Below are 19,082 nucleotides of genomic sequence, written 5' to 3'. Positions count from 1 at the left end.
CACAAGTATACAATCCAATCAATTACAAGCTGTAATTCTGGGGTATTACATACATATAACACCTACACAAATAATTGAAAATCACAATATTAAAAATCAACCAATAACAAAAAAATAATCTCACTTAATTATTTTGAGCAAATTTTAAGTAGATACAATATCTGTATTTTAATATTTCACCATAGTTTTTCCCTAATATTTTACACATATTAGTTGCAAAAATCTACGATAATGGAATTATCATTTTTGAAAATCATAAAGCATATAAAATCACATATCATTAAATTCAATTTTTTTTAATGTTCCCCATAAGATTAAGTTTATTCGTATAGTATAAAAACAGTAATTTTGTTCCATATCTTTTTATATGGATTTGAGTGTATATCTTGAAAAAGAAATGGGATTATCAAAGGAACTCATTACTTTGCTTGATGAGGCCTTTGATTATAAGGAATTTCCAAAAAATCATATCTTGCTATCGAGTGGTAATCGATCTAAACAGGTCTTTTATATTGAAAAAGGACTGGTCCGTATTTTTTATTATAAAGACGGAAAAGATATTACAGACTATTTTTTTGCAGAAGACACTTTTTTCTTATCTGTGGAAAATGTATTTCTTGACCAGGAAGATCATTATAGCTACCAGTTATTGGAAAACTGCAGTATACGTATCGTTGATTATTCCAAAATAGAATCATTACTGGATGCACATCCAAAACTTAATACTCTTGTAAGAACGATAATGGCTTACCATATAAAAATACTTGCAGACCGGGTATACAATCTACAGTTCCAGTCTGCACAGAATAAATATGAAGACCTTATGGAAAATTTTCCCGATCTCATATTGAGGGCATCCCTGGGACATATTGCTTCATATCTCGGAATAACCCAACAGACGTTAAGTGTCATAAGAGCCAACACTAAGCTTTAGTCCTTATTTTCCATGTTATTTAGCGTGTATTTTTTAATTTATATTAAAGAAATACGAGCTAAAATGATTTTTATTTGTCAGATAATAAAATATCTAACATGCCCTTATATCTGTCACTTAAAAAAATTTTATCTCAACAATATATTATCTATTTCATCATTTTATGTCTTTTACCTGCCAGCTTTAAATCTCAGGATTTACTGAATACGGAAAACAAAAAAATATATTTTGATTTTGGAGGAACATTTGGAGCATTTTTTCCATACAGCAGCACAGATGGATTTAAGAATACGATAGGTTCAAACTCCGTAACTTCTATTCAATTAACGTACAATAACAAATATTTCACAAGACTTAAGCTAGGCCAGACAACCGTTAATTATAAGGCCAGCTTTTCTTTTAACTCGCTACGATCCGAAGTTGATGTAAAGACAAACAGTACAAACATCGGATTGGATATCGGATACCAAAGAATGTATGGACATTGGCAGCCTTTTCTTTTTGCAGGATCCGGTATAGCACTTATCGAAGAACCTTCCATTCATTACAGTTCTGCCGACAACCAGATCAACTATGGAACGAAAAGTTCAAATAATCTCTATCTAAACTTTGGAATCGGCGTCAATTATGTGATTTCTAAAACCTTTATCGTTCTAGGGGAATGTCTGTTCTATACTGTTCCCGGGATTTCCAGCAATTCATTAACCCACTTAAATGGAGTAAGCCCTTTGATAGGGATTAAAGCCATATTATAATTTCACTATATAAAAACAGCAAATATTCAAATGATCCTTTTTTAATATTAATTAAAAATTTATCGCTTCATTTTGAGTCAATTTGTGATTGAATAATCTTTTGATTAAAAAATAAAATATGAAAAAGAAAATCATTATCGGCAGTATCGTTCTATTGGTAGCTGCATGTATAGCATACCTTTTAAAAAATAAAGTTGATGATATGTTTTTACTTAAGAAGTACGCAGAAGTATTTGATAAAAAAAATATCTCTGAAAACTTCCGAAGTCTCCAGGATCAGTATCCTTCTATTAAATTTAATAAGAGCAGCCAGCCCTATTCGGTACCCAAAAATATTTTAGGGAACGACATTTTTCCTAAAGACTTTGTCTTTAAAAACAAAATATACAATGTTTCTGAAGAAATAAAAAAAAGAGCGATTACTTCACTATTAATGATCAAGGATGGGAAAGTTATTGCAGAGTATTATTACAGGAACAACCAAAAACAAAAACCGGTTATCATATTCTCGGGTACGAAATCAATCATAAGCTTACTCACGGGAATTGCCTATGAAAAAAGATATATAGAAAGCCTCGAAGACCCTGTAGTAAAATATGTCCCGGCTCTTAAAGGAACAGTCTATGAGAAGGTAAAAATCCAGAATCTTCTTGATATGTCCTCAGGAGTCAATTGGTCCGAAGATTACGGAGATATTCGTTCTGATGTCGTACAATCTATCCTCTCTACACTAAAAGGTTCTCTTAATGATTATCCAAAACGAATGACAAGAAAACGCCCACAAGGAATCTACAATCAATATACAAGTATGGATACACAGGTATTGAGTATGGTAATCGCAGGTGCGACCAACCAATCTATCCAAGACTTCTTTAAAAATTCACTGTGGGATAAAATCTATGCGGAAGATGATGCTTACTTTTTGGTTGATAAAAAAGGAAATCCGCTTGCGTATGGTGGATTGATTATATCCACACGGGACTGGTCTAAAATAGGATTACTAATGCTGAATGGAGGAAAAAACAGTAAAGGAGAATCCATTTTTTCTGAGAAATGGATCAAAGAATCAATTACCCCCACAAAATCTCAGCTGATGCCTGGTAAACGAAGTAATTCTGACTCTGAGGAAGGATATAAAAATCAATGGTGGTTTCCTATCAACCGGGAAGGGATGGACTTTTCAGCTATAGGTATCTATGGTCAGACGTTATACATAAACCCCAAAAGAAAAATAATTATTGCATCCAATTCTGCATATGCTGACTACACAGAGGATCCTACCGGGGATTCCAGAAGACTGAAAATGTTCCAGGCCATTGCTCAACATACCGATTCAATAATTACAGCGAAGGAGAATAGCAAAAGATAAACGCTCGGTCTAACAGGACAGGCAAAAAAATATAATTCTTTCAAAAATAAAAGTAGGACCCAGATACTCCTGACAAACTGTTGTCATCGATCTGCTGTACATTTGTTTAAAATTATTCAAACAATACATCCTATGAAATTTACATCAATAAGAATTATTACAAAAGACATTAAACAATCGGTTCAATTTTATGAAAAGGCGATTGGATTAACAGCTCAGTGGTATACGGAAGATTTTGCTGAGCTTTCCACTGGCTCTATTACCATAGCGATAGGGAGTACCCGAACTATGAAGATGTTTACCGATCAACTGCTGGAATCCACAGGTAATGTAAGCAGTATTATAGAATTTATGGTCACCAATGTGGATGATGAATATGAAAAGATTAAAGATCTTACTACTGACATCATTCAGGAACCGACCACAATGCCTTGGGGCAACCGGTCTCTTTTATTTTGTGATCCGGATGGGAACCTCATCAACTTTTTTACTCCGGTGAGTCCTGAAGCCATTAAAAAATTTAGCTAATCCACTCAATTTAATCTCATCATATCAATTATTTTATATCTAACAGCAAACACCTGCTTCTTTGAAGCAGGTGTTTTTTTTAATGTATCGGAATCTTCTGCAAGACGATAAAATATTTTAAAATAAAACCTATCGTATCGTATTACTTAATCAGCCACATGGTTTCATTGATATTATCACCACCCGGATACTGTTTCGTAATCGCAGTATTAAGATTCGCATTGTTATTAGTGATTTCAGATGAAGGATACATCCATCTTTTAGGAATCTTTCCATTGTTCAGAATACCGGGTCCATCTGTATTGAACTTGGGAAATCCTGTTCTTCTCTGATCGTAAAATATTTGCCAACCCGTATTAAAGAACATGGCTGTATGTTTCTGATCCATGATCATTTCTATCTCTTTTCCCGGTTGAAGACCAATTGCTGGCTGTGCCAGATAGGCAGCAATGTCAGTCGGGCTTATCTTATAAAAACTCATAGAAGCATTGATTGCTTTCAGGTAATAGGTATCCGCATTTCCGCTGATCCAGCCACGAACTGCAGCTTCTGCCAATATAAACTGTAATTCAGTATATCCCATTAATAAAGTAGGTTCATTGATCGGATCATTAAAATACCTTGGATTGATCCTGGATGCCAGACCGCTGGATGCTTTAGTAGAATTCTGCCCCAAATCACCACTTCCATATAATCCATCATAAAAACTAAACGGATCTGCAGGGTTGGTTCCTACTGTACTCGTTTTCTTTTCCGCCATCTTAAAAAGCCTTGGATCTTTAGAGGTCCTCAGTTTGTCTACAAAACTCTGTTCCATATAATAGGCTGTCTGCAAATCATTACTGTTGAAATAAGGATAACGGTTATTGACCACATTATAGAAAGGTAACTGCCCACTCTCCTCTACTGTTTCCATAACAGGATTCTGAGCCGGATTATTAATAATACCGGCAAAAGTCTGCTTCACATTCAGGTCGGGGTCATCTGTTTTTTTCGACAAGTCCATTAAAATTCTTAATCTGTAAGAATTAATAAGCTTTCTCCATTTAAGCACATCCCCATTATAAATAAGATCTCCCCTGATCACTGTGTTCAGGTTTGAGAGCTCTGTATTAGCCAGTGCCAGCTCTGCTAACACATTTTTATAAATGCTTTTCTGATCATCATATTTTGGATAGAAAATATCTGTTTTTATTGCCTCACTATATGGAATATCACCGAATGTTTCCGTTAATGATATATAATAATAAGATCTGAAAAAACGGGCTAATGCGATATATTCTTTTGCGCCCTTTTTATTTGCTTCTTCTACCATCTTCTCCACCTGCTTGATGTTATCATAAGCACCAAATGAGCCTCTCTGCCAGTTGTAATATTGCTGAGAACTTACCCCATTGATATAGGTAAGCTGCCTTGATGCCAATGCTGCTTCAGCTTCTATATTGCTAAAGGCACTTACTTCAATTCCTGGAAGGATATTTTCGGCATCTACACTTTTAGGACGGTTTGGGTCATCATGGAAATCATCCACTCTGCTGCAGCCCGTAAGCCCTAATAAAGCAACCGATAACAATATATATATTTTAACTACTTTCATTTCTATAGTATTTTTATCATTAGAATTTTACATTGAGGTTAACTCCAAAACTTCTTGTTGCAGGTGTCTGAAGCTGATCCACTCCTGAGTCAGGATCTACATTCTTAATCTTTGAAGACAGCCATAGATTTCTCCCGATCAGGGAAACACTTGCTGAAGATACCCCCAGTTTTTCTGCAAAAGATTTCGCAAAATCATAGGTAACCGTGATCTCCCTTAATTTGATAAAGGTTTGTTTGTAATAATGGTAATTGCTTTCAAAAGCGTTGCTGGTACTTTGCATATAAGCATTATAGTTCACTGCAACATCGTTCTGAACGAAAACACGGGTATCTGATTTTACATTCCCATTCTGATCATAAGTAATTGCTCCGCTCACAACCCTTACTCCAGGAGCGATATAGGTATTATTTCCGGCATTGGCATCGTCCCTGTACTGATTAACAGTTCCCGGTGCAATTCCACCCCACCACATTTTCTGATTGGTGGTAGAATACATGGTCCCTCCAAGTCTTCCGTCAAACAGTAAAGAGAGTGAGAAGTTTTTATAACCAAAATTATTTGATAATCCGTAGGTCCAGTCAGGATCAGAATATCCCATAGCGGATTCGAATGGTGCTGTGGAATTCACAGGATATCCGTTCTGCAACACCAGTTGTCCATCAGGAGAGGTTTCATAAGGCATCGCTGTTAACTTGTCGGCTCTTTCACCTACTCTTATGAAATTATCCCTTCCATTAGCAGGGTTATAAATCGTCGTATAGTCTTTTCCACCATAAGCCTCTTTCAGATACTTCCTGTAATGGCTTACATTCAGCTGGGTACTCCATCTGAAATCAGATTTCTTTATAACATCTGCATTCAGCGTAAATTCCACTCCTTTTCTTTGAAAAACATTTCCATTGGTAAGGTAGGTTTTATATCCCGCCCCTTCAGACAAAGGTATTTTTGCCAGGTTATTATAATCGCGGGTCTGATAATAGGCAACGTCCAGATTGATCCTGTTTTTCAGAAAAGAAATGTTTGTTCCTATTTCCCAGGAATTTGAAGTTTCAGGTTTTATAGTAGCATCAATAAGAACATCCCCAAAAGAGAATGTAGACTGTCCATTCCAGCTGATATCACTTTTTTGAAAAGCTGAAATATAACCATAGGTATCATTCGCCAGTTTACCATTGGAAACCTGTGCCAAAGATCCCCGCACTTTCGCAAAACTGATCCAGTCAGGCATTGTGAACAGCTGATTAAGTACTACTGATCCCGAAACTGAAGGATAAAAATAGCCATTATTTCCCTGCGGAAGGGTTGACACCTTATCATAACGAGCAGTCATATTCAGAAAAAATGCTTTATAAATCTCCATATCTACATAGCCATACGCACTGTTGATCTGCTCATATTCTTTCCGGTTTCCTTCTTTTGGTGCAAACAGTGGTCCAATACTATTAAAAAGGTTGTACCAACCCGGACTTACCAATCCATCGGTACGTATTTCACTGTTTTTTTGTTCTCTGTAATAGTTGGATAAGTACCCTTCTCCTGTCAACATAAAGTTATCTGAAAATCTGTTCTGGTATTTAAGCCCTACTTCTGAAGTAATATCAAAATAGTTTCCATTGATTTGGGTATAGTTTCCTAATGATTTATTTCCATATCCAATGTAACTTTTCGGTTCTTGATACTCACGGTTCAGCGCATAAATATTCGTTCCGACACGGGCTTTGGCAGATAATTTAGGAAGAATCTTATATTCCAGGTTCACGTTACCCATCACGTTATCTTTATAATAAGGTCTCAGGTATTCATAAGCCTGAAAATAAGGGTTATTGTAATAAGAGACGTTGTAGTGCCTTTGCTGATAACCTTCTTTTCCTGCTACCCAGTAATTCCTCAAATCCCTTACATCTACATCAGCTCCTGTCCATAGTACAAGATTGTACAAATAGTTGGTAGGTCCATAGCCAACTTCAGGAAAGTTGGAAGTGTATTCCTTATTATAAGTTAAGGTTGAGTTGATCGTAAGTTTTTCAGTAGGGTTCATAGAACCTGCAAGGCTGATCGAAGTTGTTTTCAGATCGGTATTAGGAACGATTCCCTTTTGATAAATATTGGATAAGGAAAGTCTGAAGGTTGCTTTATCACTTCCCCAATCTACGCTCAGATTATTAGACTGGATCACTCCGGTATCGAAGAAATTTTTGATATTATTCTTCCCTCTGGAGATCCATGGTAATGGTATCGGTTTCCCTGTCGTAGGATCAATCGGGCTGTTGTATTGCGGGGTTTCATAGTATCCGCTTGGTGTAGAAGGGTCTTTCTGATCGAGTTTTGGTCCCCAGATCCATCCTCCACCTTCGCTTCCTGAACCACTTCCGTCTACATAAGCATATTTTCCGTTATTTCCCCCGCCATAAGTAGTCTGTACCTTCGGAATCCGGATAAAGGAAGTCTGAAACATCGTTGAATTATTGAAGGAGATGCTCATTTTCCCTTTTTTCCCTTTCTTCGTGGTAATCATTATCGCTCCATCTTTACCTACAGATCCATATAATGCCGAAGCAGTAGGCCCTTTCAATACACTAATGTTATCGATATCATCCGCGTTGATTCTCCACAAATCAGCGGTTCTGTCCGGAACTCCATCGATAACGATAAGCGGTTTCGCTCCTCTCAGGCTGATTCCCGGATCCTGAAACAGGTCTGTACTGTTCTTGATATTCAATCCGGCAACACGCCCTGATAATGAATTGATGAAGTTAGGTTCTTTTGCCTTTTCAAAAACATCCCCTTTTACCTCCTGTACTGCGTACCCTAAGGCTTTCTTATCTTTTTTGATTCCCAGGGCTGTAACAACCACCTCATCGATTTTTTTTTCGTGGGTGTTTAACGTATCAATACGGTCTATTTTCTGTACATTTTGGCCATAGACCTCCAGACCGGAGACTAAGCCCAGCCCGATTAAAAGCGATAATTTCATAAGTAGATTCCTTATTTATTTGGTTGTGATCCAGGTATTCAGAAAACCTTCTTTGGTTTTCAGAACGATCTTATAGACATTGGAATTATTAATTTTTAGTTTTGAAGTAAATTTGCCGCTTCCTAAATCAGCCTGTCCCAATAACTGATAGAGGTCTTTGCCTCCGGTTTTGAAATTATTGGTATCGGTAATGTATACTTCTCCAAGCTCCTTAGAAGGACTTGTCGTTTTCCAGGTAAGTTCAAGGGTCTTATCAGATGACAAAGAAGCTTTCAAATCGTAAGCTGTTCTGCTTTTAAGTAAATCAATTCCATCGATTTCCTGTTGGAATTTTTCAGGGACTTTAATGCTCATAAAGTCTGTGATCGTTGGCAATATATCTGTAATCCCTACACGATTGTTCTTTGCGTATGTATTGATGTTCGGTTTATTGATAGCGATCCAGGTATTACGCTCTCTGTCGCTTTGTCCACCATGTCCCTTTCCGGTATCTGCCGTTCTTCCATGATCTGTAGTGACTATAAACAACCAGTCTTCCCCGTGTTTTGCCTCACGTTTTTTCACCGCCTCATATATTTTCCCGATCAACTGGTCTTCGAAAGAAATTGCTTTGTACAAAATATCACCATCTCCATATCCATGCCCCATATCATCGGAAAATTCTAAATAGACCCATGAGAGGTCCGGTCCATTTTCTGTAATATAGTTGGCTGCTTTTCCGGCAACCAAACTATCGATTTTACGGATATAGCTCCTTTGCTTATCATGTGGAAAATTCTTGGTATCTTTTTCCATTCCGTCATAAGCAAAATCCACCTTTACTTTCCCTGTTGCATCCAGATTCTCACCAACCAATTTGGTACGGTTATCTTCCCACGTTGAAAATATAGCAGTCTTTTTATTAGGAAACTGATCTTTCAATAGTTTGAAAATCGTAGGATAACTATAGTTAGGGTCTTTAATATCATTATCGAAAACATTGTGTTTATTTACCCATGTCCCCGTCAGTAAACTGTTATACCCTACTGCCGAAATCGTAGGGGTTTCGCTGTAACCTCCTTTTTCTCCTCCCACATAAGCTTTCAGCAATGCACCATCTTTTTTTATTTTATCAAGATTAGGAATTTTGGTTTTACCCAGCATATCTTCAGCAATACCATCTACAATGATAAAGACCACTTTTTTCTGCGGTGAATGTTTCTGAGCAAAAGCATTGGAACCGGTAACAGAAAGGAAAATAAATAAGGAAGTTTTGATAAGATTCATGCGACATTTTTTATTGGGGCAAAATTCTATAAAAATCACAGACTATCTTTTAACAAAGTATTAACAAAACCACGGGATGTATTAACTTTAATTAAAATTTTACAGACAATTTATCTAAATATTGCTTACACAATACTTACAGCAAGAATATTATTTTAATAAAATAACAATTTTACACACACTATTTTTCTTCAGAGCAATTAATCATCTTATAAAAGCTTAACCATAATTAACATTCAGTAGGTTGTGAACTATTTTTAAACTTAATGCTTATTCTAATTGCAGGGAATTTTTTAATTTTTCAGGTCATTTACCCACTCCTGACTTCAAAAAAAAATACTGCCCAATAGAAGCAGTACTTTTTTATCATTATTTAATCAGCATTGTATTTTCAAACAACCTTTTTCAAAACCTTATGATGATGTTTTTTCTTCGGTTTTTTCTTTTTTGCTTTCCTTTTGTTCCACCACATAATGAAACCGGTTACAGGCAAAGACGCTCCGATCAGTGATGCTAAAAGCCACAGGATCTTTCCAATAATTCCGAAAAATTTTCCGGTATGGAGGTCGTAATTCGCAGCTTCCACTGTATCAGCGGCATTATTGTTTTTGTATAGTTTACTGCGTAGAAGTTCGCCGGTATTGCGATTAAAAAAGAAGGTATTTTGTTTTCGTGACCATTGATAAGGATAGATCATCCGTACACGCATTTCATCTTTTTTTCTTACCGAATAGGTCATCGAAATAGCACCAGGGTACTTCTCAGTCAATGTTTTATAAATGGTATTGTATCGTACCGCTAAATTAGCTTTCGGATCGAAGGCCATTTTTATAGAAGAATCCCCCTTACCTAATTTGGAGTTGGTTACCATCTCCACTGCTGTTTTAACTCCGGAAAAAGCGAAATACATTCCGGTAAGCGCCAGGATGATTAAAAGAATGGAAGCATAGAATCCCAAAACATTATGGAAATCGTAAATTTTCCTTTTTACAGAAGCTTCCCACTTGATCGTCAGACTTTGTTTTGCCTGTTTTATGCGTGCCGGATACCAAAGGACCAAGCCTGTTATCAGCATAAGTAAAAAGATCACTACACTCCAGCCCTGGATCATTTTCCCTGTTTCGCCTAACATTAGGGAAGTATGCAGGTCAAACACGGTATTCAGCCAGTCGCGGCCCTGTTTGCCTATCAAACCACCAGTATAAGGATTAAAATAGAAAATTTGTTTCTTTTTATTCAGGATCTGAACTGTAGCACCGGGCTCATTTTCCGTGATCCTGATCGAAGTGATCTTGTCTTTAGGAGTGATCTTCTGAAAATTCAGGATGATGCTTTCCAATCCTATAAAAGGTTGAGATTGGGGCTCCACATGCATTAATTCTTTGCCGGTTGCATCCCTTATCTCTTCTTCAAAAACATAGAGAGATCCGGTGATACAGATCACAAAGACAATGATCCCTGTCGCTAATCCCAGCCACAAATGGATCTGTCGTATTGCTTTTTTAAATGTCTTATTCGCCACCGGATCTCTTATGATTAAAATTTAAATGTAAAACTACCCGTTACCCTTGTTGGGTTCTGAGCTGCCAAACGGTACGACCAATATTTTTCATTGGTTAAGTTATCCACTTTCAGCCCGATTCTGAATTTTGGTCTGTCATAGAAAACAGAAGCATCCAATACCGTGTATTCAGGAATACTGAATGTAAAGGTATGGGTGTTGGTCTGATAATATTTACTTCCGTAAATTCCTCCGATTCCTACTCCAAGGCCACTTAAAGGGCCATTGATGAAACGGTAGCTCGCCCAAATGTTTGCCATTGTTGGAGAACTTGCCGTAGAAGGTCTTAAGCCATCTACATCAGCGCTCGCCTTTGTATATTTACTGTCGTTATAACTGAATCCTGCAACGATATTCAATCCCGGAACCGGATTCGCGATCAATTCAGCTTCAAATCCTTTGCTCAACTGTGTTCCATCCTGAATAAGGAAACTTGCTTCCGTATGGTCAAGATCAGGTCTCGTCATATTCGTTACCCTGATGTTATAATAACTTACCGTAGCACTGAATTTATTAAGGTCTAATTTCACCCCGCCTTCCCACTGATTGGCCTGACTTGGTTTAAAAGGATTTCCATTAAAATCGGAACCTCCTACATTGTTGAAACCATTCATATAGTTGGTAAACAAAGATAATTTCTTTTCAATCAACTGGTACAATAATCCAAATCTGGGAGAGAATGCAGTCTGGTTATAATCTCCAACGGTAAGATCTTTTTCAGGGTAATAAGACCCTTTATTGAAATATCTGTCCAATCGTACCCCTGCCATCGCGATGAATTTATCGGTTACATTAAATACATCAGATACATACGCACTGTATGTCTGCTCGTTGTTGGATGTAAAATTATTGAAGGTTACATTGTCAAATAGCGGTTCTATTTTAGAGATTGTAAAGTTATTGTAAGCAGCTCCCGGATTTCTGTAGTCGATCGCAGGCATATTTACGGTTGCATCATTACGGTAAGCTTTCAGACTGTAAAAATCCAATCCTGCCACGACTCTGTTTCTGTGTTCCCCGATTTTAAAATCCCCGATAAAATTCTGTTGAATATCAGTTCCATAATACGGATAATCCTGCTTTGTTACCGACTGTCTTAATGTTGTGTCTGATAAGGCAGATAATGATACTACATATCCTTCTGATGCAGATCTTGTTCGTGAAACGATTGTCTGAGAATTCCATGTATCAGATATTTTATATTTCATCTGGGCAAAAATATTGTACTGCTGCCCGGTATAGTTCACTGTATTATTAGCAAAAGAACGGGTATAAGGAATGTTCATATCCTCGATACTTGTAGCCAATGCTGGTTTCGTCGGGTCCTTGCTGATGTATGGAGCCAACCTGGTGGGTGAAGTTCCTTTCATGATCCCAAATTCTACATCCAATAAGAAGGTCAGCCTGTCATTCACCGCATAAGAAAAGCTAGGTGCTAATAAAAAGCTTCTGTTGAATCCAGCATCCTGAAAGCTGTTTTCGCTATGAAATGCGGTATTGAATCTTAACAACATTGTTTTTTCCGGGTTCAGCGGCGTATTGATATCTGCCGTAAAACGGTTCAGATCCCAGCTTCCTGCTGAATATGATATCTCACCCTTAAAAGTATCAAATGGTTTTTTCGTTACCCTATTGAACAATCCTCCAAAAGAAGAGATCGTACTTCCAAACAAAGTTGCTGAAGGCCCTTTGATCACTTCTATACGCTCCAGGTTCGCAGGATCGATGGAATTATAAGTAAAACTCCCTACTCCGTTTCTTACCAGTTGTGGGGTTGGAAATCCACGGGACATATTCGTTGTTCTTCCCTGGTTTCTTACTTCCGCAATACCAGCTCCCGGAATATTTTTAAAAGCACTGTTATAATCTGTAATATTCTGCTCTTTCATCAGCTCCTTGCTTACAATGGAATAAACCTGTGGATTTTCCATGTTCTTCAAAGGCATTTTTGAAGCATCATCACTTTCTTTTTTAGCAAAACGGTTCCCTCCTGAACTTACGATGACCTCTTCCAGCTTTTGGGATGAGTAATCCAATTGAATGTTCAAAAGAACATGTTCATTTTCAGGGGTGATCTCTATTTCCTGGGAATAGCCATCAGATTTTCCTTTGGCAACCAATATCGTATATTTTCCAGGGGGAAGGTTTTTCAGTTCATAGTTACCATCAGCTCCTGCGGTAGTAGTTATATTCAGTTCCTTAACCTTAACGTCAACGCCCTGCCCACTATTTCCGTCTGCCGTTGTTACAGTCCCTTTCACTGAACCATTATTTCCTTCCTTTTCCTGTGCCAACGCCATCGTAGAAAAGAAGATCATTAGAATAAGTAATTTCAACTTCATTATTATTATTTAGTCTTATTATTAATAGCGTGCAAATTACTGGAATTTAACTCAGTAAAACAAGACAAAATTTTCGTTTCAGGAAAATATCATAAAAATTAATATATCCCTGATTAGTGGCTGATTACAGGGAATACAACAAAGTGATTTAGTAGGGATAACTCTAAAAAACAATACTGCTTTATTCAGGCAGTATTGGGTGTATTTTGATCGATACAACTAAAAACAATTACAGCCCATACTTCTAAATTTGGGACTTAGTCTTATTTTCGTTTTTAAATTCTTAAAAATCTCATCAGCTGATTCTTTTTCTTCAGGGATGTAAACATATATTAATTTCCTATTCTTATCGAAAAATGTACTCCAGACATAATCTTCGTCAAAAAAGCCCATATTGTTCTTGGATAAATCTTTATTGGTGAATACCTTAATCGTTTTTTTTATTGATCTCTTTAAAAATTTCAAATCATCACTTGTTTTTCCAATCAATAGAACTTTAATATTCCCATAGGCTAATTTTTCTTCTTTAGAAGAAGCGACCTTTAAAGTCTCTATGCTTCCTGTAGTAAGTTCCAAATCAATATTATAGTTTCCATCTTTATCTATAAGACTTATTAATGTAAGATAATTCTTATCTAAATTTGTCTCTTTATTGATAAGATTTTCAATAAAAGAATTAATAAATGGGTTTATTGAAAAACTACCATTATTCTTAATAGTTTGGGAGAATACATTAAAACAAGCTAGCATCAGTATTACCACTAAAAATTTTGTACTCTTATTCATTTACGATTTTTAAGTTATAACATTCTTGTCTGAATGAGGTTTAAATCCTATTCATTCAATATATAGGGGTCCTTCCAGTTCTTGACATGTTCATCATTCTCTAAAGATAAAGAAAAATCAAACCTTTTACATTTGATCTAAAATGATCAAAAAACCCGGCAACTTGTTGCCGGGAATTATATTTAGAAAAACAATCTTATTTAATAGAGATAAACATGAAAATTAAACATCAGGTTTGTTTTATTAATGAGGGTAACGTTGATATTATCCGGATGATTAGCATCTGTATCTCTGAATCCGAAAGCCCAGCCTCCTCCGGGATTGCTGGCACACCATTGTTTAAGGTTGGCTTTATCAGCTTTATTCATTTGGTTCCCCGCAAAACCACAGTCGAACTGAGAGCTACGGATCACGGTCTGGATTGTTACCTTACCATTGTCAATGGTTGGGCATGTAATCGTTCCGTCTTTACCTTTAAGGTATTGATTATACGCGGTCATGATGCATTCTTCAACGGACCGCAATGTTAAGTGTACCATATTGTTGATATTTTTGGTTATTATTTTTTTGTAAACTCTTAATTCAGATAATTTTTCAGCCAGATTCCTTTCTGATAAACAATAGCCGCCATATACACATTGTTATTGTTATTATGAGCAGTACAAATCGGCATAATGTAAACACTATTGGATCCTTTAGGTACAGTTTGTGCCTTTTTTCCCAGGATCACGTGCCCTCCTACAAGACTTGTATTACAGGTAACCGGACTGTAATTGAGAGAGCTACAGCTTACAGGATATATTCCAAACTGATCACACCACAATTTTAGCCATGATTTACCTGCGATCTTGGGATCGTTGGTACTGCCGATGACATTAGCAAAATTCTCATTTTTGTTGAAGGTAACTTCCCCACCCCACACAGAAAAAATAGACCTTACGACAAACTCACCGCCATAATGCTCTTCCGGGTTATAAAATCCGGCAAAAACACCATCTTGATACACGACTTTAAGCTCATCATGCTCCTCGGGAGTCAGTGCGGGAGGTGTGGTCTTTACCTGAACTGTCAGTTCTTCTTTTAGGAAAGCATCAATTAAAGCCTGGTTAGCCTCCTTCACCGTATCCGCAAAAAGCTGATCCAGTTGAGGTGTCATCGGTGTATTATAGTTCCAGTTGGGATTATACAATGACTTTTGGGTGCTGATCTTGACTTCCGATCCTCTTTGGTAAGCATATTCTTCAGTTCCTTCCGGATAGGTCGTCAGGCAAACGGCATCTTCTGCAGTATAATCTGGACCGCTGATGGTCACTACTTTATTTTCTTCGTCATAATTGTAAGTAAAAGAAAGCTGCGCCATCAGATTGGTATTGTCAAGATACACCAGTTTTCCGACAGGTATGGACGGCGTCTCTACAGTGTGGGTACCGTCTTGCAACTCAAAGGATAAGGTATATCCTTTTTTTTGAAGGTCTGCGGATGCATTATGATAATCCGGAGATAAGGGTAAGGTGATGGTAATAATTTTCATGGTCGTATTTTAGTTTTTTAGTTATCCTATCAAGTTTCAGTTCTGCGAACACTCCAAAGTAACGGAGAAAAAGATTGAAATTTCATAGTATAAATAACCAAATGGTGAGTTACGTAGAAACACGTAGCGCGGAAAACACAGTATTTTACCACAAAAAAAATACTGCCTCGTTGGAAGCAGTATGGTATGTTGTTGATCTGTTTTTAACAGATTTATTTCCCTGATTTTAATCTTTTATTTTCTTCTTTTAAAGCTTCGATCTGCTCTTTTAGAAGGTTGATATATTCCTGTTGGTTTTCTAACAAGTAATTAGGAATATTACAAAATTGATTGTAATTGATACTCGAATTATCGTTTAATGTAGAGTTTTCATTATGCTGAATCTGAGCACCTCTCTCCTCTTTGATGTCCTCCACAGAAACATCCAAAGCCTTCGCTAACTTCTCCCACTCGTCCTCAAATATTTTGACATCTCCACTCTCCTTTCGGCAATAGTTGGAAACATCCGTTGATAAGATTTTTGACATGTATTCCTGAGTGTATCCTCGCTGCTTTCTTAGACTTCTTAGCTTTTCCATAGTGGTTTGTTGTGCTTTGTACAAATATAGAGAAAAATTGGATTTTATATGTTCTGTTTATATCTAATTGATAAATTCCATTTTTTGCCATATATTACGGTTTACCGTAAAGACTATATAGTTATATTTTCTTTCTTTGTGTAAAATTAAAATCATGGATAATATTGTTACAAAACCTCAAAAAACACGTGGTTGCCTGAAAACATTTTTCATTATTATTGGGGCTCTGACAGCATCTTTTTTCATCTTGGCAATAATAGCCTTTGCTTTTAACATTGAAGACGATAATTCGGCTTCGATAAATACCATGTACAATATAGAATCAGATTCTATTTTTAGTGAAAAGCTAATTTTAAAAGATGACTATGACAATGTAGATAGTAAGTTAAAATATGATATATTATTAAAAAACCTCTCAGGAACTTATTCAGTTAGAACCCAAGAATACGACTTTTCGTTTAGAAAAGGAATGACAGAGCTCCATGTAATCCCCGTTTTCAAAAATAAAACAAACAGTGATAAAAGAATCGTTCTTTCAGTTGTATTTGGAGGTCCTATTTCTGGTCATCTAGCCTTTGGATTAAAAAGTAAAAATGATAAAAAAGGATTAATTGACTTTCAATTTGATAGTAAAACTAATCCTGAAAAAATAGTTGTTGTGAAATATTCGATGGGCGACACTAAATATTGTAAAAGAGGTGTTGTATATAGTATTTTGGAACAAAAGGGGAATTTATTCTAGATATTTCAAAGCAATGGCTACTTTATTTTTTTAAAGCATCTTTTAGTTCTTTACTTTCAAAAATCACTTTATAATAATTCATCTCATTCTCAATAATATAATCCAATGGATGCTCTTGAATTTTATAAACTTGATAAGAAAATATAATGAATCTAAAAATTACTGATACAAGGCCTAAATAATAAATCCATTTAGGCATCCTGGCATTCAATCTATTATAACTATTTGTGAGTTTGGCAAATTTTTGAGCTTTTAGATTATCAGCAATTACAGCATTTTTAGTTCTCTCTAAGATTTCCTGAAATTTTTTAATTTCTTCATAAACTAATGAAACTTCTTTCTCTAATTTCAATCCCTCTTTTGCCGTCAAATCGGGACTTACCAATTTTTCAGTCATTTCTTTTCCTTTGCTTATATATTCTAGTAGTTGAGCCTTTATTGGTTCGGATACGGTATTTAAATCTTTTCCAAATTGAGTATATTCTTCAGGTGATACATATTTACTATCATCTACCTTTAAAGAAATAAAAAACTGTTGATAATAGTACAGATTAACAAGTAAAATAACGACAATTATTATTGTAGTATTTATTGATAATGTAATTCCTTCTATTTCAATCCCTTCTATACTCAAGAAATTAAGCGACGCTAAAATTAGTATTGCTGATGTTACAACTGTTCTATTGCCAAAGTTCAGAGTATTTTCACTAAGGAAATTATTGACCTTACTATAATCTAAATTTTTTAATTGCTCTTTATACTCCATGTTACTAGTTTTCACAAATATAACAAAAAAGCCTTCTTATTGAATGACATCTAACTTATTTGATTTTCCTAAAAAAATATACAATCTTTAGTTATTGTATGTCTTAGATAATAAAAATCTGAATCACTTTTTGCCAATTCTATGAAAACTTGATTAGACATTCCGAATTTTTCCCCACGCTGGCGCGAGCGTCACGCTCGTTGCCCATTTATAAGTATAAATTTAAACCGAAAAAATAATGAATAATTCAAGAGACTTAAGTTTCTCGAATTATTTTGTAACATATTATTTATATGGACACGAGCAAGATGCTCGCGCCAGCAAAGGGAAAAAGAGTTAGAATATAGCAAATGGTAGAACTCGTATAAACCCCTATCCAATAAGCACACAACACAAAGCATTAATTGTCAGATTAATGCTTTTGCTATTCTTAAGTAGTAATATTATTTTTGTATTATGAAAAAAGATAAAATAATTATTGGCAGTTATGTCAATATAAACGGAGATCGTACAATAATTGACGATCAATTATTAGAAAAAATTACTAATGAGGAAATTACACAAATTGAACCAATAAGATTAGACGATGGATGGCTTAATGATTTTGGATTTAGAAAATGTTACGACTGTTGGAGATATGAACATTCAGAAAGTAAAAGTGTTGAAATTAGATTCACAAAAGATCGGCAAGTATTAATTCGATTTGATCTAGATGGAGCAGATAATTTTTTCAATGAGGAAACTCAACATGTTCATATGTTACAATACCTATGTTTTCTCAAATTTCAAAAAATGTTTTCTTTGGATGATAATTAAAACAAAGCCCCAATTAAGGGGCAGTTTTGTTGTTATTAATTTCTGATGGATACCATTACTTTATATTCATAATTAATATCTTCTGGTCTTATAGTACCGTAATTACAATATACTTCGGCCCCAGTTCTTAAACTTACTTGTGACGTATCCATTTTCAATTTATTTGATAAGTCATCAAAGGCTTTAGTAGCTGATCTAAGATCCTGCATCAGATTTTCACCTAGTATACTACTAGAAAAATCCACATTTTTTATAAATTCTAACGCCGCTACATTTTGGAGTCTTTCAATAGACTCGCTCATTTCTTTAAACATAAAATTAGATAAGACACAAGAGTCTTATTCTCTAATATAATGAAATTAATTAATAAATCAAACTGAAATGTTTAAATATTCTTTTTACTGAGAGTTTTTAGAATTAGTATATTTGCTAAGCTTTAGGGGTATTTCTATACGAAATTGAGAGAGTCTCTTTGAACCTGATACGGTTAATACCGTCGTAGGGAAAAGCAGCCGGCACCATTATGGATAGTTG

Annotated in this window: 17 protein-coding genes and 1 riboswitch; of the genes, 6 read left to right on the top strand and 11 right to left on the bottom strand. The window is 35.7% G+C overall.

Going from position 1 to position 19,082, the window contains the following annotated elements; translation table 11 throughout:
- The first annotated feature begins 367 nt into the window (after positions 1-367).
- From CEY12_RS00870 to CEY12_RS00855, 4 genes are all read left to right on the top strand, one after another.
- Complete coding sequence (locus CEY12_RS00870; protein ID WP_089025901.1) at positions 368-934, top strand: Crp/Fnr family transcriptional regulator; 567 nt, start codon at positions 368-370, stop codon at positions 932-934.
- Positions 935-1,032: 98 nt separating this feature from the next.
- Positions 1,033-1,689 carry an outer membrane beta-barrel protein gene (locus CEY12_RS00865; protein ID WP_089025900.1) on the top strand — a complete coding sequence of 219 codons (657 nt, stop codon included), beginning with the start codon at positions 1,033-1,035 and terminating at the stop codon, positions 1,687-1,689.
- A 118-nt stretch (positions 1,690-1,807) separates the two neighbouring features.
- Positions 1,808-3,058 carry a serine hydrolase domain-containing protein gene (locus CEY12_RS00860; RefSeq protein WP_089025899.1) on the top strand — a complete coding sequence of 417 codons (1,251 nt, stop codon included), beginning with the start codon at positions 1,808-1,810 and terminating at the stop codon, positions 3,056-3,058.
- A gap of 132 nt (positions 3,059-3,190) precedes the next feature.
- Positions 3,191-3,586, top strand: coding sequence for a VOC family protein (locus CEY12_RS00855; protein WP_089025898.1), 396 nt, complete (start codon positions 3,191-3,193; stop codon positions 3,584-3,586).
- 142 nt (positions 3,587-3,728) lie between these two features.
- Here the strand turns inward: CEY12_RS00855 and CEY12_RS00850 are convergent, their stop codons facing one another.
- From CEY12_RS00850 to CEY12_RS00810, 9 genes are all read right to left on the bottom strand, one after another.
- Entirely contained in the window at positions 3,729-5,183 is a 1,455-nt protein-coding gene (locus tag CEY12_RS00850) for a SusD/RagB family nutrient-binding outer membrane lipoprotein (RefSeq protein WP_089025897.1), read from the bottom strand.
- Between the two features lie 19 nt (positions 5,184-5,202).
- Complete coding sequence (locus tag CEY12_RS00845; protein ID WP_089025896.1) at positions 5,203-8,160, bottom strand: SusC/RagA family TonB-linked outer membrane protein; 2,958 nt, start codon at positions 8,158-8,160, stop codon at positions 5,203-5,205.
- A gap of 15 nt (positions 8,161-8,175) precedes the next feature.
- Positions 8,176-9,426, bottom strand: a complete 1,251-nt coding sequence (locus CEY12_RS00840) for an alkaline phosphatase family protein (RefSeq protein WP_089025895.1) — start codon at positions 9,424-9,426, stop codon at positions 8,176-8,178.
- A 391-nt stretch (positions 9,427-9,817) separates the two neighbouring features.
- Positions 9,818-10,948, bottom strand: coding sequence for a PepSY-associated TM helix domain-containing protein (locus tag CEY12_RS00835; RefSeq protein ID WP_228409757.1), 1,131 nt, complete (start codon positions 10,946-10,948; stop codon positions 9,818-9,820).
- 14 nt (positions 10,949-10,962) lie between these two features.
- Positions 10,963-13,329, bottom strand: coding sequence for a TonB-dependent receptor (locus CEY12_RS00830; protein ID WP_089025894.1), 2,367 nt, complete (start codon positions 13,327-13,329; stop codon positions 10,963-10,965).
- A 219-nt stretch (positions 13,330-13,548) separates the two neighbouring features.
- Positions 13,549-14,115, bottom strand: a complete 567-nt coding sequence (locus CEY12_RS00825; protein ID WP_157676722.1) for a hypothetical protein — start codon at positions 14,113-14,115, stop codon at positions 13,549-13,551.
- A gap of 200 nt (positions 14,116-14,315) precedes the next feature.
- Complete coding sequence (locus tag CEY12_RS00820) at positions 14,316-14,654, bottom strand: hypothetical protein (RefSeq protein ID WP_157676721.1); 339 nt, start codon at positions 14,652-14,654, stop codon at positions 14,316-14,318.
- 38 nt (positions 14,655-14,692) lie between these two features.
- The gene (locus CEY12_RS00815; RefSeq protein ID WP_089025891.1) at positions 14,693-15,646 is read right to left on the bottom strand and encodes a hypothetical protein; all 954 of its coding nucleotides are present in this window, start codon (positions 15,644-15,646) and stop codon (positions 14,693-14,695) included.
- Between the two features lie 212 nt (positions 15,647-15,858).
- Positions 15,859-16,224: a helix-turn-helix domain-containing protein gene (locus CEY12_RS00810; protein WP_089025890.1), complete on the bottom strand. Its 366-nt coding sequence runs from the start codon at positions 16,222-16,224 to the stop codon at positions 15,859-15,861.
- A 154-nt stretch (positions 16,225-16,378) separates the two neighbouring features.
- Between CEY12_RS00810 and CEY12_RS00805 the strand changes: the two genes are divergently transcribed.
- Positions 16,379-16,966 (top strand): hypothetical protein, encoded by a 588-nt coding sequence (locus CEY12_RS00805; RefSeq protein WP_089025889.1) that lies wholly within the window; start codon positions 16,379-16,381, stop codon positions 16,964-16,966.
- Positions 16,967-16,988: 22 nt separating this feature from the next.
- Here CEY12_RS00805 and CEY12_RS00800 read toward each other — a convergent pair whose 3' ends face one another.
- Entirely contained in the window at positions 16,989-17,732 is a 744-nt protein-coding gene (locus CEY12_RS00800; protein WP_089025888.1) for a hypothetical protein, read from the bottom strand.
- 456 nt (positions 17,733-18,188) lie between these two features.
- On the opposite strand from CEY12_RS00800, the gene CEY12_RS00795 reads away from it, so the two are divergent.
- The gene (locus tag CEY12_RS00795; RefSeq protein ID WP_089025887.1) at positions 18,189-18,548 is read left to right on the top strand and encodes a hypothetical protein; all 360 of its coding nucleotides are present in this window, start codon (positions 18,189-18,191) and stop codon (positions 18,546-18,548) included.
- Positions 18,549-18,583: 35 nt separating this feature from the next.
- Here the strand turns inward: CEY12_RS00795 and CEY12_RS00790 are convergent, their stop codons facing one another.
- A complete protein-coding gene (locus CEY12_RS00790; RefSeq protein WP_157676720.1) occupies positions 18,584-18,850 on the bottom strand; it encodes a hypothetical protein in 267 nt (88 codons plus the stop codon).
- A gap of 126 nt (positions 18,851-18,976) precedes the next feature.
- Positions 18,977-19,070: riboswitch (TPP riboswitch) on the top strand.
- The last annotated feature ends 12 nt before the right edge of the window (positions 19,071-19,082 follow it).

The sequence above is a fragment of the Chryseobacterium sp. T16E-39 genome (genome assembly GCF_002216065.1).
In the GTDB taxonomy this organism is placed as follows: Bacteria; Bacteroidota; Bacteroidia; order Flavobacteriales; family Weeksellaceae; genus Chryseobacterium.
The sequence above is the reverse complement of the archived record's forward strand: the minus strand, read 5'-3'. Positions and strand labels throughout refer to the sequence as shown.